We start from the raw sequence: 23,074 nt of genomic DNA on the forward strand, positions 1-23,074 counted from the left end.
ATTTTAATAAATGGAAAAATAGATACTTTAATCTAAAGGGAAATCCCTTTCCTGCTATCCTCACAACTGACTTTGATGGTGAAAATAGAGTGAAAAAAGATCTGATGGAGATTTTGGCCTGCCCGGTCTGCAAAGGCGACCTGGTTTTGAATGTGGTGGAAGAAAATGAAGAAGAGATCATATCCGGGACCCTCTACTGCCCTGCTTGCGGTGAGCATTACCCTATAGATGAGGGGATTCCTAACCTGCTTCCTCCTGATCTCCGAAATTGATTTGAGGGGTTTTGAACTTGCAGCAGATAGTGCAGAATGTTATAATTAACCGGCAGGAACTTAACTCTATAGAGTTTGAGACGGAGGATATTGAAATCCCCCTGGCTCCCGGGGAAGAGCAGACCTTTGAAATCCTGGTCACAAACCAGGGTTCTCCAACCCACATTCATTTTTCGGTTAGCGAGGATTTGAAAGGAAATATTACTTTTTTGAGGGATAACCCCTACGTCCTGCACAAGGAATACGTTTCTGCGGTTGCGAGGATCCCGCGGGACGGAAAGGTGCTCACCGAAGGGAAGATTTTCATTACCGCCGGTTACGGTTCGAAAAAGAACGGATTTCCCGTCCAGCTCGGAAAAAAGGACGAAAAGCTAAAAGAGCCCGAAGATGAAATCCAGGTTTGGGAAGATAACGATGAGCTCAGGCCTTACAGGCCGGGAGGGGATGCCCATAAAAAGAAGGTTTCAAACCCCAGGGGAAGCGGAAGCGGAGCTGGTAGCTTTTCCGTTTCATTCCTGAAAAAGCTCTTCGGAAGTGAGGGTTCACAAACCTGGAAATCCGGGAACAAAACCCGGAAACCAGTTAATGAGGCCGATAAGTTGCCTTTGACCCTGGCTCTTGGAGGTTTCCTGCTGCTTGTCTCCCTTTTTTCTCTCTACTTCGTTTTGCCTGAGGGAATGGGGTTCAGAGTCAGTTTCGCCCATGCCCTGGTGTTTTCGATCCTTTTTGTCACCTGCATAACCTATCTCCTGCTGAAAATAATGGAGGATGGCTGACCCTTCCCTGAAAATCAGACTGTTTTGGAGACAAATCGAAAGTCCCGGAAGAGCTGAGGGGTGGGGTGTGAATTAAAATTCCTGAACTGATTATTAAGGCTGAATAATGCCTTTAACTGCTATTAACTTCCTTTAATGCCTAAAAAAGATTTTAAAAGGTTTAAAAAGTTCTTAATAGGCTGATTAATTTCTTTAATGGCTGATTAATTCTTTTAATGGCTTATTAATGGCTTAATATTTTTTTTAAATGGCTGAAAAACTCTTAAATGACTTATTAATTCCTTTAATGGCTTACCAATGGCTGAAATATTTGGTTAAAGGCTGAAATGGTTAGGCAAAGGCTGAAATATATGAATAAGGAAAAGGACTAAAGACTATTTTTTTATATTATGAGCCTATTGGTATTGTGTTCTTATGCAGGCACAATATTGAAAATTATGCGGATGTTGCCCGCAATGTTACCCACAACACTGGTTTCAATTTCAATATCATATTATTCTTTGAATCAGTGTTATCCTTTTAATACTCCCATTAACTTATTAATTCCTATTAATCCCTATTAAATTGTCGAGGAAGCTGACCCATGAAGTATATTGTAGTTACCGGTGGTGTGATGAGCGGGCTTGGAAAAGGCATCACCATCGCGTCCATTGGTAGGAACCTGAAAAACAAAGGCTATAAAGTTACGGCTATCAAGATCGACCCCTACATCAACATTGACGCAGGCACAATGAGCCCCTACCAGCACGGGGAAGTATTCGTGCTGAAGGACGGGGGCGAGGTGGACCTGGACCTCGGGAACTACGAACGGTTCCTTGATACGGAATTGACCCGGGACCATAACTTCACCACGGGAAAGATCTACCAGGCGGTTATCGCAAAGGAGCGGAAAGGTGACTACCTGGGAAAGACTGTCCAAATCATTCCCCATATCACAAACGAGATCAAGAACAGGATCCGGAAAGTTGCGGCCCGGAGCGGGGCTGACATTTGCCTGGTGGAAATCGGCGGGACCGTGGGAGATATCGAGAGCATGCCTTTCCTGGAAGCTGTCCGCCAGATGCACAGGGAAGAGCCGGCCGAAAACATCGTTTTCATCCACGTGACCCTGGTTATGGAAGACCTCCAGGGCGAGCAGAAGACCAAACCCTCTCAGCACTCGGTAAAGGACCTGAGGACCCTCGGGCTGAGTCCGGATGTAATCGTTACCCGGTCAAAGACCCCCCTGCATGAGGCTGCAAAGGAAAAGATCGCCCTTTTCTGTGACGTCCCCCAGGAACTGGTCATCAGCGCCCACGACGCGAACGATATCTACGAAGTCCCCCTGGTAATCGAAGAGCAGGGCCTGACCACCAAACTCATGCAGCGCCTCAAACTGGAATCCGACTTTGAGGATCCTGCCTGGAAGGAAATGGTTTCCAGGATGAGGAACATGAAAGATGAGGTAAAACTGGCAATTGTCGGGAAATACACCCATCTTGAGGACTCCTACCTTAGCATCTTCGAAGCCGTTAAGCACGGGGCAATCGAGTGCGGCTGCAAAGCCGACATCGAAATGGTCGATGCCGAGGACTTTGAAAACGACCCCAAAGAACTCGAAAAGCTCCGCCAGTATGACGGGCTCCTGATCCCCGGCGGCTTTGGCGAACGCGGGACCGAAGGCAAGATCATGGCAATCAGGTTTGCCCGCGAAAACGACATTCCTTTCCTTGGCCTCTGCATGGGCATGCAGCTTGCAGTAATCGAGTTTTCAAGAAACGTCGCGGGCCTCGAAGGTGCAAACTCCACCGAGTTCGATGAGGACACCCCCTACCCCGTAATCGATATCCTCCCCGAACAGACCGGAGTTGCCGACCTTGGCGGCACGATGCGTCTTGGCGACTACGAAGCCATCCTCAAAGAAGGCTCAATGGCCGAAAAGATCTATGGCAGCAACTACATCATAGAACGCCACCGCCACAGGTACGAAGTCAACCCCGAATTCGTTGAGCGCCTGGAGTCCTTTGGCATAGTCTTCTCCGGTAAGAACAAGAACAGGATGGAGATTTCCGAAATCCCCGACAAGCGTTTCTTCTTCGCTTCCCAGTTCCACCCCGAATTCAGGTCCCGGCCCGGCAGGCCGTCCCCACCGTTCAAGGCCTTTGCTTCCGCAATGAGGGACTACAGGAAGGCAAGGGAAGGACAGTAAAGCGAAGTGAAGCAAAGTGAAGCAAAGGGCCATCCGGCTCTTTCTCTCTACTTTTTTTGCAGTGTCTTTTCATCAGTTGCTTGCTGGAAACCAAACCCCTTTTTTAGCTATTTTTTGTGCTGATTTCCGGCTTTGGTTGAAATTTGGTGCGGGTATCCGGGTGCAGGGGTTCCCATTTCGTATCCAGGACCCGGCAGCAGTCCCGTTCACGAAGTGAACGGCTTTTCAATTAGACTGAATATGGAAAACAAGACTTTGAATAGCTGCTACATTTGGCCAATAGACTTCTTATTAAATTTAAACTTTACAGTTTTTGAATTGAATGTTGAATTATAGGGTTTATTATCTGGTTCAGCCCTCAATATTTGCCCTTCGTTAAATTTCTGCACGTGTATAATTTATTTGCGAGTCTGGACATTTATAAATATTTATATATGTATGTGGTGTTTTCCTAATTATGAGGCATATTTCTATTTTAGTCTTAGTTTTAGTTCTTTTGGCATGTTCATTTGTTGGTTGTATTGATGAAGCAGGAATTGTTGTTGTACAGGATAGATGTGAGTCTTCTTTTGATTTATCTAAAGGAATTGTCTATCACGTTGATTTGTGGGTACAGAATGAAGGAAGCGTTTCAAAAAGTTCAAAAGTAACGGCGGAACTGTTAGTAGAAAACACTGGGGAAGTGCGAGATTCAGAAACTCAAATTGTAAATTTAGAACCAGGCGAAACCAAGCAAATAACCCTTGTTCTTGATGGGGAAAGAAATATAGATTACGAATATACTTATTATGTTGATGGACTTTAACCCTCTATATGAGGGCTTACTCTTTTTATTTCAGTCGAATACCCCGTAGCTTGCAGTGGGGTGCGCCAGCGTAACTTTGATTTATAGGTTGAAATTTGGTAAATTATTTTTTTCCTTTAGAACCCGATACTTTAAAGTACTAATCCAAATTAGTACTAATCATGATTAGTACTTTTGTCGGCCGCGAGAAAGAACTCTCCCTCCTCGAAAAGGAATGGAAGAAAAAGCGAGGAAGCCTTATTGTGCTTTACGGCCGCCGCCGGATTGGAAAGACCCGCCTGCTGACCGAGTTTATCAGGGACAAACCGGGAGTTTTCTATGTCGGCGAAGATGTATCTCCCCACATCCAGATCATGCGTTTCAGGGAGAAACTTGCCGAGTTCTTGGAGGACGAACTTCTTGGAAGCCTGGACTTCAGGGACTGGGACCAGCTTTTTGCTTATTTCACGAAAAATTTGCCGGAGGAGCGTTTCTACCTCTGCATCGATGAATTTTCCTACCTTATAAAAAACGACCGTAGCATTCTCAGCACCCTTCAAAAGTACTGGGACTCTGTCCTTTCGGGGTCAAACGTCTGCATCGTGCTTTCCGGGTCCATGCTCGGGCTCATGAGTGAGATGGTGCTTTCCCATGCATCTCCGCTTTACGGGAGGCGAACCCGGGATATCCTCCTTGAAGGGCTTCCGTTTGCAGATGCCTGTAAGTTTCTGAATATGCCTTTTGAAGATACCCTGAAGACGTATATGACCCTCGGAGGGGTTCCCGAGTACCTGCTCAAGGCTTCGGAATATGGTTCCCTGGACGAATTCATCGAAAATGAGTTCTTTGACAGGTACGGGTACTTTTATCGGGAACCTTACTTCATTATCTCGCAGGAATTCCGGGAACTCAAGACTTATTTTTCCATTCTGGACGCTGTTGCTTCCGGAAACACGAAGCCGGGTGAAATTGCCAATTTCGTGGGCATGGAGGCCAGGAAGATCTACCCATATCTCGAAAACCTGATCCGCCTCGGTTTTCTGGAGCGCAGGGTTTCACTTTTCGGAAGTTCCAGAATGGGCATCTACCTTATAAAAGACCAGGTCTTCGACTTCTGGTTCAATTTCGTTTCCGCAAACAAGGAGGTTATCGAAAGGGACAGTCTGGAATTCAGGGCTGACCCTGAAGCCCTTAGAATGTATTTTGCCAGGAAATTCGAGACTTTTGTGGAGAAAGAATTCGTTCCTCTTCTTATTCCGTCGGCTCTTCGCACTGGCAGGTGGTGGCACAGGAATGAGGAAATCGACGTTCTTGCCGTAAACGAGGCCGAGAATGCGATCACTTTTATCGAGTGCAAATGGCGAACCTTGAACAAAAAATCAGCAGAAAAATCCCTCGAAGCCCTTAAAAGAAAATCCCCTCTCGTAAGATGGAGGGACAGTTCCCGGAATGAAATTTACGGGATTGTCGCAAGGAAAATCGATGGGAAAGGAGGGCTCAGGGAGAAAGGTTATCTGGTCTTTGACCTTGAAGACCTTGAGAAGGTAGTGTCTTGCCGTTAATCTTGAAGACCTTAAAAAGGCGGTAACTTGCTTTTTGCTCCATTTTCAGGCAAGAAATAAATCACATCGGCGATAATATATGAGTGGTATGGTAAAGAAAATTCTGACATTCCTTCTGATTTTATCCCTGGTCCTAAACGCTTACTTCGTCTGGTTCGCCCAGCCGCAGCCTCTCGGAGCCGGGGAGAGTGCGGAGCAGATTCGGGAGATGCAGGCCCGGATCAATTCCCTTGAAGAGGAGAACGAGGCCCTGAAAGTGCAGGTCCTCCTCAATAACCAGTCCCTGCAGTCCTACGCTTCCCAGATCGAGTTCTACCGGAACCGGGTTGTCGAGCTCGAAACGACGTTCCAGGCCTGCCCTGTGGGCCAGGAAGGCTTTGCAACCCTGCAGGCTCCGGCTGTGGTCCAGAGAATCGAGGAAGGAGAAAATGGGCCCTTTGTCTCGGAAACGGTTATTGAGGAAGGTGCCCTTATCGATGTCTCGGTTGAGGTCAGGCCAGGGAAAGGCCGCGTACTCGTCCAGACGACCCCCCTGATGGGTGTGGTCTTCCAGGACGCCGCCAACACCGCGGTCTTTGTTGCCCAGGACCAGGCCAATATGAGCCTCACCGGTACCGACACGATCTTCAGCATCACGGCTGAAGAGCCGATCCCTGCCGTAGACGGGCCAAGCGCCGGTGCCCTCATGACCCTCCTCACCATCGCCGCTCTTGACAACGACACCGAACTTAACGACTCCGTAACCCTCACCGGCACCATCGACAGCGAAGGCAACGTCGGCCCCATCAGTGGCGTGATCGAAAAATCCGAAGCCGCAAAAGCCGGAGGCAAGACCCTGATCCTCCTTCCCAGGGAAAACGACCAGCTTGTCAGCTACACCTATGTCCAGAGAGATGCAGGCCCCTTCACAATCGTTGAAAGAAAACCCGAATTCATTGATACCGAGGAGTTCATCGAGGAAAATGTGGGGATCGACGTCGAGTTTGTTGATACTATTGAGGATGTCGTGAGGTATGCGGTGTGATGGAAAGGGTCTGTGAAGTGATTTTTTGAAGTATGATCTTTAATTGTGGGATGTCTTCAACTCATAAAAAATGAGAAATTAGAAATGAAGGAAATTTTTATGCCATACATGCTTCAAAGGAGACGTCCCTGCACAGCAGTTCCGCCTGTTTAAGGATGCTCTCGGTCGCAAGTTTCCGCTTGTCGGGGGGATATCCGTATTTTTTCAGCAGCCGCTTTACGCTGATCCTCATTTTTGCCTGGATATTTTTCCGGAGGGTCCAGTCGATGCCTGCGTTCTTCCTTATGATGCCGACGAGTTCCGCCGCCATGAGCCTTAAGGTCTCATTGCCAAGGACTTCCACGGCACTTTCATTGTCGGCAAGGGCATCGTAAAAGGCGATTTCTTCTTCGCTGAGGCCCAGTTCCTCGCCCCTTTTGTCGGCTTCGCTGATTTTCTTTGCCAGGTCGAGGAGTTCTTCGATGACCTGAACGGTATCAATGCCCCGGTTTTTGTATTCGTTGATTGCCCGCTCAAGCATTTCGGCAAAGGACTTTCCCTGGATAAAGTTCTTGCGGGAACGGGTTTTGATCTCGTCGTAGAGCAGTTTTTTCAGGACTTCATAGGCAAGGTTCTTCTGGGGCAGGTCCCGCACTTCGGCAAGGAAGTCTTCGGAGAGAATTGAGATGTCGGGTCTTTTTATTCCGACAAGGTCAAAGAAATCGATGATCTCTTTGTTGGCAATCGATTTTGAAACAAGTTCTTTTATTGCCGAATTCACTTCGTACTTTGATTTTGCAGGCTTCCTGTCCACCTTTACAAGGATGGCTCTTACAGCCTGGAAATATGCCACTTCATCCCTGATCCTGTCTGCCTCGGAATGCGGGACGGAAAGGGCAAAGGCTTTCGAAAGCTCGGTTACGTGCTGGATGAGGCGCTTTTTTTCCTGGGTCCTCTGGGCTTCGGACCTCCCCTTCGAAAGGATGAAATCCGCCCCTTCCCTGACGATTCCGAGTTTTTCTTTCGGGGAAGCAGAAAAGATCCGCATGTAGTCAAAGCCGTAGAAAAGGTCCCGGACGATTTCGTACTTTTCGAGCATGAGCTCGACGGCTTCGTCCTTGTAGTCCGCAGGGCTGCCCCGGCCACCGCTTTTCGTGTAGTTTGCCATGGCGTACTTGAGGTCGTAGAGGAGGCCCACGTAGTCAACGATAAGGCCCCCAGGCTTGTCCATGAAGACCCGGTTTACGCGGGCAATAGCCTGCATAAGGTTGTGCCCCTGGAGCCATTTCATGAAGTACATGGTATGCAGGCAGGGGGCGTCAAAACCGGTCAGCCACATATCGCAGACGATTACGAGCTTCAGGGGGTCTTCTGGGTCCTGCATCCTGTCCCGGATCTTTGTCCTGCGGCTTTTGTTCCTTATGTGCGGCTGTAAAAGCTCGTCATCCGCCGCGCTGCCGGTGATGATCACTTTTATCCTGCCTTTCAGGTCGTCCCCGTCATGCCATTCCGGGCGAAGGGCTATTATTTCGTTGTAGAGGTCAGCACAGATCCGTCTGCTCATACAGACTATCATGCCTTTTCCGTCCATTCCGTCTTCAAGCCTTTTCTCGAAGTGGAAGACTATGTCGGCTGCAAGTTTTTTCAGGTTATCTTCAGTTCCGACCACGGCTTCGAGCCTGGACCACTTTGACTTGAGCTTTTCTGCCTCGTAGAGTTCCCTGCCTTCCGTTATCATGGAAAATTCCGAGTCCAGGGTTTCCCTTGCTTCCTTTACCAGGTCCAGCTTTGAAAGCCGGCTTTCGTAGAAGATAGGGACCGTGACCCCGTCATTTACGGCCTGCTCGATGTCGTAGATGTCGATGTAGTCCCCGAAGACCGCAGGGGTGCTCCGGTCATCAAACTCAATGGGAGTCCCTGTAAAGCCGATAAAGGAGGCGCTGGGAAGGGCATCTCGCATGTGCTTTGCAAAGCCGTAGGAGATTTCCGCAACCTTTTCCTCTTCGACTTCTTTTTCCCGGAACTTCGCATCAAACCCGTACTGGCTCCTGTGGGCTTCGTCGGCGATAACAATGATATTCCGCCGTCCGGAAAGGGTCGGGAACCGGTCCTCTTCATTTTCGGGTGAGAACTTCTGGATCGTTGTAAACACAATCCCTCCCGAAGCCACTGCAAGGAGTTCCCGGAGCTGTGCCCTTGTCTCAGCCTGCACAGGCTGCTGGCGCAGGATCTCGCTGCAGCGGGCAAAATTATCGAAAAGCTGCCCGTCCAGGTCATTCCGGTCCGTGATCACGACAATGGTCGGGTTGTCAAGCCCGAGCACCAGCTTTCCCGCATAAAAGACCATGGAAAGGCTCTTTCCCGACCCCTGCGTATGCCAGATGACCCCGCACTTCCGGTCCCCTTCGGGCATGGAAGCAAGCTTCGTCTTCTCCACAGCCCTGTTCACGGCGTGGTACTGGTGGTACCGCGCAAGTTTCTTGATAAGCTTCCCCCGGTCGTCCTCAAAAACAATAAAGTGCCTGACCAGGTCTATCAGAATCTCAGGCCTGCACATCCCCCGGAAGAGCACCTCCATGGGCGGCACCTTAAACTCCGCAAGCTTTTCCCCGTCAACCGTCTTCCAGGGCACGAACCATTCCCGGTTCGAAGTAAGCGTCCCTGCCATCGCTTCCTGCCCGTCACTGATAATCAGGAAAGCGTTGTAGCGAAAGAGCGTCGGAATCTCTTTTTTGTAAGTCTGGAACTGCTTATAGGCATCCCAGACAATCTCCTCGTCCTCATACCCGTTTTCCTCATCGGGACGCTTTAACTCAACCACAACAAGGGGTAGCCCGTTCACAAAAAGCACGATATCAGGGCGCCTTTCGTTTCCGTCCTCTATAACGGTAAACTGGTTGACCGCCAGAAACTCGTTTTCCTCAGGCTCCGCAAAGTCAAAAAGCCAGACCTTATCATAAACCGTTTCCCCGTCTTTCCCCTGATATTCCACATCAACCCCGTTTACCAGCATCTCGTGAAAAGCCCGGTTGTTGTGTATGAGGTCCTGGCTCTCTTCCCGAAGCACCTTTTTTATTGCTTCTTCCCTCGCTTCTTTCGGGATCCCCTCGTTCAATTTCTCTACGGCAGCCCGGAGCCTGTGGGGCAGAATGACGGTCCCGAAGTTTTCCCTTTCGGCATCCGGCGTATCAGGAGCAATGTCAGGACCGTAAAGGTACCCGTAGCCAAGCTCGGAGAGGATTTCAAGGGCCGCTTCTTCTACTTCGGATTCGGGGATGATTGCCGGGATGTTAATTTCTCCTTTTCTGGTTTGTCAGGTTTTTGCCAGGTTTTGTCCTTTTTTGCATTTCTAAAAGCAGGCTTTCGCTAAAGAGTGCACTTTGGCCATTAAAACCTGAGTGTAAATATTATAATTGTGTATCCCTTTAAATTTATTTAAACATAGCTGTTTGGATGGAACTCATCAGCCGGTGTGTGCAGGTGTTAGTCTAAAAGCAGGGCAGCCTTATTGGGTGTCTTCACGGTGTCTTGTCACGCTCGACGAAGGAGAGCGGCTTTTCCCAAAAATTAATAATTGAAGAAGAGAATCGGTTAAAAACGGCATAGTTTTTTTAATATATTTCTTGTGTCGGCGGCCCCCCACCAAACTTTCTAAGGTTAACACCAAAGACATAAAACACAGATTATTCAAAAAAGAATAGCAATAGTGAGTATTGAACCATACTTTGAGGAAGCTATGAAGACTATAGACACAGTATTCAAAGAGTTTCTTGATGAATATCGCCAGTGCCTGAACCCTGATCCTTATGGCGATTATGAAGATGTGATTGATCTTTTCACAGAGTTTCTTAACAGCCGTGCTTATCTTTTCCTGAGTGTAAGAGACGAAGCGAATTTCAAAGCCCTGCACAGGGAAGAAGGCAAGGAGTACTGTGAAATCTTCGGGCCCGGGTACATCGGAGATTCCGAAGTGGAAGCATTCCTCAGCTATGACCTGGTCAGGAATGTGCTTTTAGATATTGATTCCCTGAAGGCTGCTGTAAAAGTCATCTACGACCTCATTGAATGGACGCACGCTAGGGGTTACATGGCTGATGAGATTTATGAGGAAACCGAAAAGGATGTCAGGGAACTCACACCTGACGTCCCCGCAGCCAAAGAACTCGCCCTCCTACTCCTGAACTATGTTGACTCCCATCCTGCTAAAAAATACACACGCAGGCTCTCTGGCTACTTCGAGATTGAAAAAATCGAACCCGGCAAACTATGGCTTTATGAGTACTATACATTGGGACAGACTGTAGGCCCTGTTATCGTTTCCCGGGAAATCAGCTCAAAAGCAAAAGTCGGCTGGACCGTCTATCTAGCTGTAGGAAAAACAGGTGAAACCTGGCAGCTCCTGCTTGCAGGCCTCGCATACCCCCGCTTTTCCGGGGAGCTTTGAATATCGAACTTTGAATATCGAACTTCGAACTTCTTGAGATACACCGGGGATCTCCCATGGCTTTTGCATCTCAAAATACTAATCAAAAATAGTACTAATCGTGATTAGTACAGATGACGTGAAAGTCTAATGTTACTTGTTTGATGTTTCTTTGATCGAGCTTCCGGTATGGCTATTGTTCGTTTTCACCATTACCTATTTCTAACATATATTTCATGTAAGTTCAATTATCACCTTCCTCACATCGAGTATTATAAAAATAACAGAATTAAGGGGAGCTGTTTATGAACGATGAAGAAATTCTCAATCTTATCCGGACTAACCCGGAGGCTGCTGTTTCCTTAATTGAGGAGCTTGAAGCCAAAAAAATGAAACTTAAAGCCAAAAAAGAGAAGCTTGAAGCCGAAAATAGAACTCTTAAAGCCGAACAAGAAACCCTTGATGCTGAAAACAGAACTCTTTTTATAAGAAAAGAAATTCTCGAAGCCATGAATGGGAAACTTGATCCCATTAGCATCGAACTTAGGAAACGAATACTGAGCTAACTGGTTTACGTTTCCTCCATTTTTAGAATCGGGTGCCACGAACGAAAACTAGGCATAGCTTTTTTAATATATTTTTTGAGTCGGCGGCTCCCCACCAACCACCCTAAAAAAAGTACAAACGGACCGGGGCTGTTCGAGAAAACGATCTGAATGAAAAGCCGACAGCCGTTTTTGGAGAAGTTTTTCTCGAAAACTGCGGAAGCCTTTATTGAGGATCTTTTTTCTCGAAGAACGAGACATCCGTATTAGGTGTATTCACGGTGTCTTGTCACGCTCGACGAAGGAGAGCGGCTTTTTCCGAAAATCCATAACTGAATAGTAGCACAGACAAAAGGCGTATATATTTTTAAATATATTTCTTATGTTGGCAGCCTGCAAAATCTAGACTTTATCCGCAAATTCTTCATTTGCTATAAAAAAGAAAACATATTATTTGAAGATAAATGACTATTTTTTTGAAGGAATTTTTTTGCCCTCTTCAATCGCAATTTTTCTTCCAAAGTATTCCAACATGCCATTTAATGTCCAATTATATTGTTGATGGCATCCACGTTTCAATCCTATTTCCCATGCATTTTTATGCAAGTCTTTAATTCTCTCTATTAAATCCATACTTTGTGCATTTTTATACATTAATGGTCCGGCTTTACCTGCGTTCTTACCAATCATTTCTTTGCCAAGATATCCTAGCATCCCGGCGTAAGTCCACGAATTGGGACCATGAAGCCTTTTTTGCAAACCTTCTTCCCATGTAATTTCGCATAACTTTTTGATATCTTCAACTAATCCCATTTGTTGTGCGACTTCGTACATTATTTTGCCAGAACATCCCTCTTTATCATACATCATAAATCTTCCCGCTTAGTTAAAAAATTAAGTAATTCTTCATTGCATCTTACATTCTTATTTTCCTCTATGCAATTTTACCCTGTTTTCAATTATACTTTTTCAGGCTCTGTAGAAAACCTGTATTAATCAGTTGCAAGAGGCTGAAAATAAATACGTGAAATCATATCAATCCATTCAGTTCAAATTAATGGATATTCTTTATTTCAGAGGATTTCTACAGAGCCCATTTTTGATGTTCACAATGTCCTCTTATAAACTTTCTCAGCTTCCTTTTCTCTCCCAAGATTATAAAGGACATCAATCTTTTTGTACAAGGCATCTATATTTTCCTGATTAATTTCCAAAACTTTATCCAATGCTTTCAAGGCTTCCTCATAACTTTCAAGCCATGAATAAATCATGCTTTTGATAAACCAGGAATTTTCATCATTTGGATCGATAGCTATGTTGAGAGCTTTCTTAAATACAGCAAGGCTCTCATCATATTGACCAAATTCATCATAAATAATTCCCAGATTATACCAAGCTTCTATATTTTCAGGGTAAATTTCAAGTGATTTTTCAGCTGCTTTTTTCGCTTTTTTGTATCTTCGGAGTTCTGACAGAATTACACCTTTATGACTCCAGGCTTCAGCATAATTCTCGTCTATTTCCAGCGCTTTTTCAACAGCTCTCAGGGCTTTTTTATGCTGCCCCAAATTTCCAAGAATGATTCCTTTATCCAGCCATGCATCAGCCTTTTCAGCATAATAAATATCTTCCAACTTATTCAGTATTTTATTTGCCACATCGAGGAGGAAAGGAAATTCTTCAATGAGAGGAAGTCCTGGAAGATAAAAGTCCAGAGGATCAAAATCCTGGTCTTTATCAGGGTACCTGGCGTTCATGGCATGATTTTCAGTTAAAATAGAAAGAGAAGGTAAGCAGGTAAATATGTGGTATAGATCTAAAATGTAGAGCAAAAAGGGGATTATAGTATCTTTTTCCATAAAATCAGGAATAGGTTTTTCCAATTCCCTTTCCATCCTCTCCAGTTCAGTATCTTCTATAAAGGGAGAATCCCGGAGTTCATTGAAATTCCTGATTTCATGTATCATTTTTGATGAATTTCGTTTCCACTCTTCTATTTCCTCATTTGTAAAAGAAATTTCCTTAATCTCTTTTTTTGAGATCTCATACTCCTGAGTCTCTACTTTCAATTTCTCGATAATCTCAAACATCAAAAACGGATTGCTGAAGTTTCCGGAGATTTCATTCAAAAAGTTCAGATGTCCCTTAAATCCTTTTTCAACATCATCCAAGCTTTTCGGTTCTTCGCAGGATATTATTTTCATTATCTCGTTGATTCTTTGATGTGTCCCTGCATCCTTTTTGAGTTGAGATAATTGAATGGCAGATCTATTTAGGGGCTTTTTAAATACTTCTGAACTTTTATGCCCAACACCCTTATCTCCTCCTTTTAATTGCTTCTCACTTATGAACCTCTGATTGAGTCCAAAAAATTTGGCACTTTTTTCCACTGCCTGTTGCAGGTAAAATACGGCTTGCATGTAGCACCCGTTTTCATAGAGGCACCTCGAAGCTTTGAGATCTTGCTGGGCAATGATAAGAAAAGTTCTGGAATGGTCTGAAGAGTTCATACCTTGATCCCTATCAATTATTGACTTTATTAGCTGCATATCCTCATCAGACAACGGTTCTTTGTACAACTGATTTACCAACCATAGTCCGCTTGTCCTTATTTTTTCTTTTGGGGAATACAAGCCCGTCCAGTCTGATGAAGGTCTACATTTATCGCACAAGGAAACTGTAGAGATGATTTTGGCTTCTAACTCAAGCCTTTTTTCCTGATCTTCTACTTCAATTACAACGAAGCTGAAGTTTTTCTGGATATACTGGCTTACTCTCTTTTCTGTTTCTTCCTGCTTCTCAGAGTCAATCAAACCAGCATTTTCTTTTTTTGCCTTCCTGCTGGTCAAATCTATTTCCCACTGCTCAAGAAATGGATCTTTATCCCTGTTCAGTAAAGCTCTTCCAACGTTCTTTCTAAAAATGCTTCTATCCTTATTTTCATGGATAAAATGTTGCTCAAGCCGTGATCTTAACTGATCTTTACCCCTATGAGTCCCTATGCGAACGATTCTGTCCTTACCGAGGGCAGTCTCCCCTGCTTCAAATAAGATGTATATTCCATTGTGAGGTATTTTTCTATCATCAAAGGGAAAGCTCATCCTTTCCATACCGTTAAGCCATTGATGTAGTTGTTCGCATTTTTCACTCATTTGAAACCCTTTCCTTAAGATAGTGGATCTGCTCCCCTATTTTTAATCCTTCAAGAGGAATCTGGTAATTTGAAATGTGAGGTATCAAATATTTTCTGTATTTTGCACCCGCAAGGAAAATGAATTCATCCTTCTCTAGGTCAGCTTCTTTTTTGAGTTGAACTATTACACCATCTGCCCATTCCCTGATTTCTTTAGATGGCATATTGTTCAATGTTTTATCATAAGGCTCAATTTCCCTTTCTATATCTACCATACCATATTTTGCAGAAAGAATGAAAACTTTGTCAGGGTTCAAAGATTTCGCATATTTAAAGTTGTATTTGAAAAGAGGACTAACGTACAGATTCTTTGCCTTTGATTTACAAGGTAATTTTTTATTTACACAAGATATCAAAGCAATTTTTGACATTTTAACAGCCAACCCTTATTTTTCCTGACATGAGTTTTGGAAGAAGAGAATCGCGGAGTTGGGATAATATTCGAATCTGAATCTCAAAATTAAAAATCTGCTGATCTATAACCCCCGCAGCATGTGTAAATACTTCAACAATACTACTTGATGGCTTCAATACTTTTAGTGCTTTCAAGTCTTTTTGATTTATCGAACCAAACACAGTCCCTTCTGAGTCAAAGCTCTTAAAGTTTCGACTTAAGTCCATCAGGGAATAATAAGTATAGGCTTCACACCCAGATTTATGGCGAAGTGCTGCTAAACCACGACCAATACAACAATCTGAGGTTGCTTTGTTAATATCACCAACTGGCGCTCTTACACTTAGTAAAGTATCGCCTTTTTTAGCCATTCGGTTTGGTTGGGTGCAATAAACGCGATTCTCTGGATAACGCCAACCGAAATCTCTTCTACCTTGGAAGAATGGTTCACCTTCTCCATTTTCATTATATGTATTCCCTGGAGGAGACTGTCCCATTATTATATCGTACTCTGCACCTACAGACGAAGGTTTCCACCCCTCTGGAATCTCCCCCAATTCTGAATCGACCATCCTGCCGCCGCTTGACCTGTAAGGGTTCCCATTTTCATCCGGGAACTCGAAATCGATGAACCAGCGTTTGAAAAGGGCCTGGGCGATTTGTTCGAGGGTGGAGTTCATTTGGCGGTTGAGTTCGATTTTTTGATCTAAAAGAAAAAGACTATTTCCAATATTCTGCTGTTCCTCTAATGGTGGTATTATTATGTGGCATCTTTTAAACTGTCTATGAGTTAAATCGGATTGAACGCTACTTGCTAAACATCCTTTTATGAAATTTTGGACATACTTGCTTTTTAGGTAATAAAAAAGAAAATTTCGGTCTATTTCTCTTGGGTCTGTTATTATCTTAAAACAATTATTATGTAAGACACCAATTAGGTTTGTATATACCAGACCAACTTGCCCAGTTCTGGTAAAAATTATATCATCTTTAGATGTTACGTATTTTTTTTGGGGATCAACAATATACTCTGAAAAGTTATTTGTGCCCATATCCGTAATTTTTAATAGTGGATAACTGTTCTCTACGGGCTCACCTCTACGTTGAGACTTAGCTATTTGTAGCCCTTGTCTAAATTCTGCAATTTCACCTAATTCTTTGACTTGCCAATCTTCAGGAATCGACCCGATCTCAGTTTCTTTAAATTTCGTTTTTGAATTCAAAACATCCCACCATTTGATCCACCTTCATTCGGATTTTCGATTATTTTTACTTCTTGTACTGTTTTATTTATCTTGTATATGTAGAAATTTTTATTACGTTTGTTCCAGCAATGAAATCTGGTAACATAGTTCGCGTCTTGAGTTTTTATGGCGTGTCCCCATTCTATATAGTAATCATCAGTGGTCTCGTATTTTCCATGATTTGCAAAAATAGGATTGTAGCGAACTTTGATTGATACGTCAATTCTTAGCGTTTCTTTAGGAGTTATTATGGTCGTGTTTCCCTCTTCTATCTCTTCAAAATATTCTGTGTGCTTCTCCATAAAATCTGAAGTTTGAATAAAAAATCTTGTTGCTTCTCCGGGATTCAGGTAATCAAGTTTTTTATTCTGATCGTTTTCTGTTGTGAATTGATCTTTGAATTTAAACTGGCAGTCTATGTCCAAAGAGCGTGCAGTATTTTTTGAATAGTTTGAAATGATTGCATAAAGGTCGCCGGATTCTAAAACAAATTGCCTATCAGTTTGTTCCTTATCTCTTGAAAGAACATTTATTGAAATAATGGGTTTTCTTGAATCCCTTATTTGGAGAAAAACAAAGGCTACCAAAATCAGGTTACCAAAGGCTATAATTATATTGGCATAATTACCCAATTCGCTTATATTAACCATCTAACACACTCTCTTTTTCTGAGGACTTCTCTTTACAGCATTTCTGAAAAGGCTGCTCTCCTTCGTCGAGCGTGACAAGACAGGTTAAATACGGCTATTCCGGTTGCCTCGTTTTCTATTTAATGTATCTTCTTTCTCCGGCTGCCCTTTTTCTCGATCTGCTGAATCTATTTCATCTGGCCTCTTTTTCTGCTCAGCTTTGGCCTCTTTTTTGTTCAGCTTTGGCCTCTTTTTCTGTTTAGCTTGGGCCTCTTTTTTGTCCAGCTAGGGCCTCTTTTTCTGTTTAGCTTGGGCCTTTTTTTTGTTCAGCTTGGGCCTCTTTTTTGTCCAGCTAGGGCCTCTTTTTCTGTTTAGCTTGGGCCTTTTTTTTGTTCAGCTTGGGCCTCTTTTCTTTTCAGCTTGGGCCTCTTTTCTTTTCAGCTTGGGCCTCATTTATTCATCAGTTAGGGGTTCATATGTGTTTTTTATTATTTTTACAATCTCATCTTTTGTTTTGTACTTTTGATTGGGGCTTCTTGGTTTATTGGGCAGTGTCCGAACTAATATGTTTAAATCCAATAATTTTTTTAATGATTTTTTATAAGAACCTGGCCTTTCTTTATATCCCAATTTTTCCAATATTTCATTTGAAGAATGTGGTCTCTCAGCACAGATTGTAAGAATTTTAATCTCATTATCACTCAGATTTATTTGCTCCTCTATGGTATGAGATTCATCGGTTTTTGCTTTCTTTTTTTTGCGCTTTGTTTCATCGTTTTCTAAGCTGTATTCTTTGCTTCGAACCGGCCTCTTGAAGATTATTGTGAAAAAACGGTTCAGGTCGAATTCTATTTCTACGCCTCTTTCGCGGGTCTGGTTTAGAATTCTTCCAATGCCGGACCCTACCTTCTCAATCAAGCCAAGCCTGTGGAAAATATCAAAAATAACGGGGTTTCTGGCAACGCTTCTGCGGCCCAGGTCTTCTTTGTCGAAGAGGAGTTCACCGGGGTTTGAAATCTCTACCCTGTTATCGAAAATTTCTACCATCACCCTTGCACCTTCCTCAAAGTAGTCACGGTGGATGATCGCGTTCATCAAAGCTTCCCTCAGGGCTTCGTAAGGGATTTCAGGAATTTCGAGGCGGGGGCCTCCTCCTTTGATCACGTATTCGAGGTTCAGGTGCTGCTGGAGGAAAATGAATGAATTCTCGTAATCAGTAACAGGCTCTTCTCTGAAATCTTTTCTGTCGAGGATTTTGTACCTGTCAATTCCTTTATAGAGGACGCAGGTCACGTATGCCTGGCGCAGGTAAGTCTGTCTTTTTTTGCCAAAAAACAGGATTCCGGCATTGTTTATCAAAAAGTGGGCATTTTTTTCTCCCATCCCGAGTGTCTCAAGCATACCTTCTCTTGAAACAGTTAGAGTAAGGCCCATTTTACGCATCAGGTCATCAAATTTCTTTTCGTCAAAATCAGCCGGATATTTGAAATCTGACCTGTGCTGGCTTTCGAAACGGATCCTTCCGGTCTTCTGGGCATACTGGAAGATTTCTTCCCGCTGCATTTTCTGGGAGTTTGCTCCTTCCCGGTAAAAAAAGCCTTCAGAGCACTGGACCGGTTTGTCTCTGCTTTCCGGAACTTTGATCAGTATGACTTCCTTACCGTCGTAATTGCCAGATTCTATCTTAATTGGAATTCTTGGTTTGCAGTTGTTGGCAATATCCTGAATTCGGGATTTCATCTCATTGTTAAGTTGCGTGCCAACTACTTTATTGGAATCATCTATCCCAACAAATATGGTTCCACCTGCTGTATTGGCAAATGCAACAATTTCTTTTACAATCGACGGAGAAAAAGATTTCTTGAACTCTATAAGAGCGCCTTCTCCTTCCTGTAGAATCTGTTCAAGCCGATCTCGTTCCATTATCAACACATACTTGCCTGCTTGTATTCACATCTTACGCATCTTAGTTACCGTATAATGTTTAATTCCTCTGGCTTTCAAACTTCATACCCAAGCCCTGCCAGATTCTCCTTAATCTTCTTCTCCAGTTCCTCGGACTTCCTGAACTGCTCTGAAAGTTCCGACGTCAACCTGTCCATCTTCTCTTCAAATACCTCGTCGTCTTCCTCTTCTTCGACAAAGCCTACGTAGCGCCCGGGGGTCAAGATATGATCGTGCTTTTTGATCTCTTCGAGAGTTGCGGACTTGCAGAAGCCCGGCACGTCTTCATATTCTCCGCTTTCAACGGTTTCCCCGCGCCAGGCATGGTAGGTGTCGGCAATTTTCCGGACTTCCTCTTCGGTTAGTTCGCGGTGGGTGCGGTCCCGTAAAACTCCCATGTTCCGGGCATCGATGAAGAGGACTTCTCCGCGGCGGTCGCGGAAACCGCTGTTCTGCTTGTTTCGGGCGAAGAACCAGAGGCAGGCGGGGATTGCGGTGTTGTAAAATAGCTGGCCTGGAAGGGCGATCATGCAGTCCACAAGGTCGGCTTCGATGATGTTTTTGCGGATTTCGCCTTCGCCGGAGGAGTTTGAGGACATGGAGCCGTTGGCGAGGACGAAGCCTGCGATTCCCGTGGGAGATAGGTGGTGGATGTAGTGCTGGACCCAGGCGAAGTTGGCGTTACCTTTTGGGGGGATGCCGTATTTCCAGCGGGTGTCTTCGGGCAGGAGTTCGCCTTTCCAGTCGGAGTCGTTGAAGGGGGGGTTTGAGAGGATGAAGTCGGCTTTGAGGTCTTTGTGCAGGTCGTTGTGGAAGGTATCGCCCCATTTTATGCCGTCGTTGTCGATTCCCCGGATGGCGAGGTTCATTTTGCAGAGGCGCCAGGTTGTCTGGTTGGATTCCTGGCCGGAAATGGAGATGTTTTCAAGGCGGCCGCCGTGGGCTTCGATGAATTTCTCGCTCTGGACGAACATTCCGCCCGAGCCGCAGCAGGGGTCGTAGACTCTGCCGGTGTAGGGCTCGATCATCTCTACAAGGACCCGGACTATGCTTCTCGGGGTGTAGAACTGGCCACCGCGTTTGCCTTCCGCATTTGCGAACATGCCGAGGAAGTATTCGTAGACCCTGCCGAGCACGTCCTTGCTCCGGCTCTCCTTATCCCCAAGCCCGATTGTGCCCACAAGGTCGATCAGCTCGCCCAGGCGTTGTTTGTCAAGGCCTTCCCTGGCGTAGTTCTTTGGGAGCACGCCTTTCAGGGAGGGGTTTTCCCGCTCGATTGCGGTCATGGCGTCGTCAACAAGTTTTCCTATGGTGGGCTGTTTTGCGCTCTTTTTCAGGTGGTTCCAGCGGGCTTCGGAAGGTACCCAGAAGATGTTTTCCGCAAGGTATTCATCCGGGTCTTCCGGGTCTGCGCCCTCCTCGATTTCTGAGGTCAGCTGTGTGTGCATTTCTTCGAAAGCATCCGAGATGTATTTCAGGAAAATCAGGCCGAGTACCACATGCTTGTACTCTGCTGCGTCCATGTTGTTCCGGAGCTTATCCGCTGTCTGCCAGAGTTTCTCTTCAAAGCCGAGATTTGCGCCGTTTGAGCCTGTTGTTTTTTTCGCCATGGGTGATCAACGTTATCTTGAATGTGTCTTGAATAATATTATACTGTTATAAATGTGTTGATTTCCTGTTTCCGGTTCCGGATTTCCTGATGCCTGATAACTACTTTTTCGGATCAAAGCTAAAGAAATCAGCAAGAGTAAAATTGGTAGTTAGTGGGAGCGGTGGTTCAAAGGTTGCTGGGGAAATCGCTAAGCGAAATATAATAAAATAGTTATAATAAATTGGCTTTAAGTCCTCTTGAGCGGAGCGAAAAGGACACCGTTCTCCCGAAGCGGAACTCGGGTGGGAAAGGCCGCTCGCCCTCGGCGAGCGTGACAAGACACCACAAAATACACCTATTCCGGTTGCCTTTGCCTCCAAAATACTCATTAATGAACTAGCCAGTCCCCGGCTCAAGAATTATCTTTCCTTTCGGGACCTGTTTCATTACCCGATTACTGCCTACTTCGGTGTTTTTCTTTTACTTTTCCGATTTTTCAATGAGTTTTCCCAGAAGGGAGATGCTTTCTCTCAGGTCCTCTTTCGTTTCTTTGGGGATTTCTTCTAAGGTGTCGACAATTCTCAGGGTTTCCTGGAAACAGGATTTTGCAAAGGCGGGGTCTTTTCCAAGATAGATTGTGCCCATCATCAGGTGAAGGGGGAAGAAGTTTTTCTCTTTTTCACTGAGCTTTTTGTAGAAGGCCTGAAGCTTTTCAAAATCTTCTTTTTCCGCAAGGTCGGAGATATAGGACTGTACTAGATCGATGTAATCCGGGCCGTTTTCGAGCAGGAAATCGAATTTTTCGTCGTCGGTCATCAAAAAGAAACCTGTTTCAAGGTCATCTGCTACGGTTTCTCTGGCCAAAACTTCGCTTTCTTCCCTGCCTTCAAATAAGCCGCCTTCTTCGAAGAATTCATCTGCGTCCTTTTTCAAAAGGAGCATATCAGCCTGGGCATCGGTCAGGCCCATTTCGCTGGTAATCTTTTTGAACTGCTTTTCGTAGTCTTCCTCTTCTTCTTTTGAAAACAGGCCCAGGACGTATGCGGTCCACTTTACGTAGGCCTGCTCATCCTCCACCCAGGACCTGTTGTCAATGACCCACAGGATGTAGTCAAAGAGCAGCTTGAACTCATGGTGGCTGAGCGGGAACTCTTCAAGGGTTTCAAGCAGGTCTTCAATGATCAGCATTTCAAGGTCACTTTTGAAGAAAGAAATATCTTTTTCGTAGTTTTGCTTGATATTCTTTAATGCCGAGATGACATCCTTGTCCTTTAATTCCCTGTAAGTGTTATAATAATAGTCGGCAATTGCATATTCAATCGTGCCCAGATACTCACTGTACTCATATTCCATATTGTACAGGCTTTTTATTTCCAGTATTTCCGGGGTGTCGGGTTTCAGGTATTCGGACAATGAAAGTTCTTCTTCAACAATCTCATTATTTTCTTCAGAAGCCATAAATGATACTCTCCGGTGCTTGATTTATTTTCTATTCAGCTTTGCCCTCTTTTCTATTCAGCTAGGGCTTTTTTCTGTTTAGCTCGGATCTCTTTTTCTGTTTAGCCAGGGCCTTATTTTTGTTCAGCCGGAGCCTCTTGTTCCTTTAGCTTTTGTCTTTTTTCCTTTCATCCGGAGTTTTTTAATTCTGGAACAGAGCCAGAAAGGGCCAGAAAGGGTTAGACAGAACCAGGTTAACGTCCACAGCAAGGCTTAAAGATAGATTTTAATGGTGTTTTTGATGGTTTTGACAGGATCAAAATTGAACTTGAAATGGCATAACTATAGTCAAGTACCCAGATGCCTTCACCAATCTCAAGTGAAAGTTTAACCACAGAAAGCCCGGAAAACACGGAATAAAGGAAATAGGGGCACAATCCTTCCGTGCTTTCTGTGTCTTCCGTGGTTATAATGTAAGTGTAAATATTTACCTCCGGGACTATAAATGAAGGTATTACCCTAACAGATGTCATACTGTTATATATGTGTTGAACGTTTGCGTTGATTTCCTGCTTTTGGCTCCGAATTTCCTGCTGCCCGGCAATTTTTCATCTCAACAAAAAATTTCACATCCCGCCGGAAACTGATAAGTACTTTTAATACAGAGGGTAATAGATTGCATCAGTGCCCTTTGAGAGCTTGCGCTGCAGCAGCATATTAAGGAGACTGCATTATGGCAGTCCATATGAAGGTATTTTGTTATGGCAATGTCTAAAAGAGATAAGGAAAGAAAGCAGAAGGCTCAGAGAGATAAAATGGAACAGCTTGAAAAGATGGCTGCTTCCGGAAGTAAGGATGCCAAGAAGAAACTGGCAAAAGAAAAGAAGAAGAAATAAGGATTTTTTGGTCTTTCCCTGTCCATGATGGTCATGAGCAGGTCGGGTGGGGTTATCAATAACCCGGCCCCAAGTACCTTTTTCCCAGTATAATGTTGTGGTCTGAAGGGCTTTTTGAAAATTGATCTTTTTGAGGGATTCCTTCATTTAGGGCTATTTTACCATTTTCTCAACATTTAACATTTCATTTTCG

The 23,074-nt window shown here is 44.5% G+C and carries 18 protein-coding genes; 9 read left to right on the plus strand and 9 right to left on the minus strand.

The genetic code is table 11. The features are described from left to right. The first annotated feature begins 89 nt into the window (after window positions 1–89). From MSMTP_RS06455 to MSMTP_RS06485, 6 genes are all read left to right on the plus strand, one after another. On the plus strand, window positions 90–272 hold the full coding sequence (locus MSMTP_RS06455) for a methytransferase partner Trm112 (protein ID WP_048178312.1): 183 nt from the start codon (window positions 90–92) through the stop codon (window positions 270–272). Between the two features lie 17 nt (window positions 273–289). After that, complete coding sequence (locus tag MSMTP_RS06460) at window positions 290–1,048, plus strand: hypothetical protein (RefSeq protein WP_048178313.1); 759 nt, start codon at window positions 290–292, stop codon at window positions 1,046–1,048. 583 nt (window positions 1,049–1,631) lie between these two features. Continuing rightward, on the plus strand, window positions 1,632–3,236 hold the full coding sequence (gene pyrG / locus MSMTP_RS06465; protein ID WP_048178314.1) for a glutamine hydrolyzing CTP synthase: 1,605 nt from the start codon (window positions 1,632–1,634) through the stop codon (window positions 3,234–3,236). Between the two features lie 457 nt (window positions 3,237–3,693). Beyond that, a complete protein-coding gene (locus MSMTP_RS06475; RefSeq protein WP_048178316.1) occupies window positions 3,694–4,041 on the plus strand; it encodes a hypothetical protein in 348 nt (115 codons plus the stop codon). Window positions 4,042–4,202: 161 nt separating this feature from the next. Next, a complete protein-coding gene (locus MSMTP_RS06480) occupies window positions 4,203–5,582 on the plus strand; it encodes an ATP-binding protein (RefSeq protein ID WP_048178317.1) in 1,380 nt (459 codons plus the stop codon). A gap of 88 nt (window positions 5,583–5,670) precedes the next feature. Next, window positions 5,671–6,606: a S16 family serine protease gene (locus tag MSMTP_RS06485; protein ID WP_048178318.1), complete on the plus strand. Its 936-nt coding sequence runs from the start codon at window positions 5,671–5,673 to the stop codon at window positions 6,604–6,606. 97 nt (window positions 6,607–6,703) lie between these two features. On the opposite strand, the gene MSMTP_RS06490 is transcribed toward MSMTP_RS06485, so the two are convergent. After that, window positions 6,704–9,862, minus strand: coding sequence for a type I restriction endonuclease subunit R (locus MSMTP_RS06490; RefSeq protein ID WP_082090523.1), 3,159 nt, complete (start codon window positions 9,860–9,862; stop codon window positions 6,704–6,706). Between the two features lie 459 nt (window positions 9,863–10,321). Between MSMTP_RS06490 and MSMTP_RS06495 the strand changes: the two genes are divergently transcribed. Next, window positions 10,322–11,029, plus strand: coding sequence for a hypothetical protein (locus MSMTP_RS06495; RefSeq protein ID WP_048178320.1), 708 nt, complete (start codon window positions 10,322–10,324; stop codon window positions 11,027–11,029). Between the two features lie 284 nt (window positions 11,030–11,313). Beyond that, on the plus strand, window positions 11,314–11,574 hold the full coding sequence (locus MSMTP_RS06500) for a hypothetical protein (protein WP_048178321.1): 261 nt from the start codon (window positions 11,314–11,316) through the stop codon (window positions 11,572–11,574). Between the two features lie 447 nt (window positions 11,575–12,021). On the opposite strand, the gene MSMTP_RS06505 is transcribed toward MSMTP_RS06500, so the two are convergent. The 8 genes from MSMTP_RS06505 to MSMTP_RS06545 all read right to left on the minus strand — a co-directional run bounded on the left by MSMTP_RS06505 (window position 12,022) and on the right by MSMTP_RS06545 (window position 22,006). Beyond that, window positions 12,022–12,423 carry a hypothetical protein gene (locus MSMTP_RS06505; protein WP_048178322.1) on the minus strand — a complete coding sequence of 134 codons (402 nt, stop codon included), beginning with the start codon at window positions 12,421–12,423 and terminating at the stop codon, window positions 12,022–12,024. A 236-nt stretch (window positions 12,424–12,659) separates the two neighbouring features. After that, entirely contained in the window at window positions 12,660–14,705 is a 2,046-nt protein-coding gene (locus tag MSMTP_RS18425) for a tetratricopeptide repeat protein (protein WP_082090524.1), read from the minus strand. Beyond that, window positions 14,698–15,117 carry a DUF6884 domain-containing protein gene (locus tag MSMTP_RS06520; protein ID WP_048182898.1) on the minus strand — a complete coding sequence of 140 codons (420 nt, stop codon included), beginning with the start codon at window positions 15,115–15,117 and terminating at the stop codon, window positions 14,698–14,700. Before MSMTP_RS06520 ends, MSMTP_RS18425 begins: the two co-directional genes overlap by 8 nt. A 1-nt stretch (window position 15,118) precedes the next feature. Continuing rightward, window positions 15,119–16,363, minus strand: a complete 1,245-nt coding sequence (locus MSMTP_RS17895) for a restriction endonuclease subunit S (protein ID WP_052718298.1) — start codon at window positions 16,361–16,363, stop codon at window positions 15,119–15,121. Further along, on the minus strand, window positions 16,360–17,034 hold the full coding sequence (locus MSMTP_RS06530; RefSeq protein ID WP_048178323.1) for a hypothetical protein: 675 nt from the start codon (window positions 17,032–17,034) through the stop codon (window positions 16,360–16,362). The genes MSMTP_RS17895 and MSMTP_RS06530 overlap by 4 nt, the downstream gene beginning before the upstream one ends. A gap of 432 nt (window positions 17,035–17,466) precedes the next feature. Beyond that, window positions 17,467–18,936, minus strand: coding sequence for an RNA-binding domain-containing protein (locus tag MSMTP_RS06535; protein WP_048178324.1), 1,470 nt, complete (start codon window positions 18,934–18,936; stop codon window positions 17,467–17,469). 77 nt (window positions 18,937–19,013) lie between these two features. After that, window positions 19,014–20,567: a class I SAM-dependent DNA methyltransferase gene (locus tag MSMTP_RS06540; protein WP_048178325.1), complete on the minus strand. Its 1,554-nt coding sequence runs from the start codon at window positions 20,565–20,567 to the stop codon at window positions 19,014–19,016. A 461-nt stretch (window positions 20,568–21,028) separates the two neighbouring features. After that, window positions 21,029–22,006, minus strand: a complete 978-nt coding sequence (locus tag MSMTP_RS06545; RefSeq protein WP_048178326.1) for a hypothetical protein — start codon at window positions 22,004–22,006, stop codon at window positions 21,029–21,031. A gap of 740 nt (window positions 22,007–22,746) precedes the next feature. Here MSMTP_RS06545 and MSMTP_RS20165 point away from each other — a divergent pair. Continuing rightward, entirely contained in the window at window positions 22,747–22,881 is a 135-nt protein-coding gene (locus MSMTP_RS20165) for a hypothetical protein (protein WP_255351019.1), read from the plus strand. Window positions 22,882–23,074 lie beyond the last annotated feature (193 nt).

This window comes from Methanosarcina sp. MTP4 (assembly GCF_000970045.1).
Taxonomy (GTDB): Archaea; Halobacteriota; Methanosarcinia; order Methanosarcinales; family Methanosarcinaceae; genus MTP4.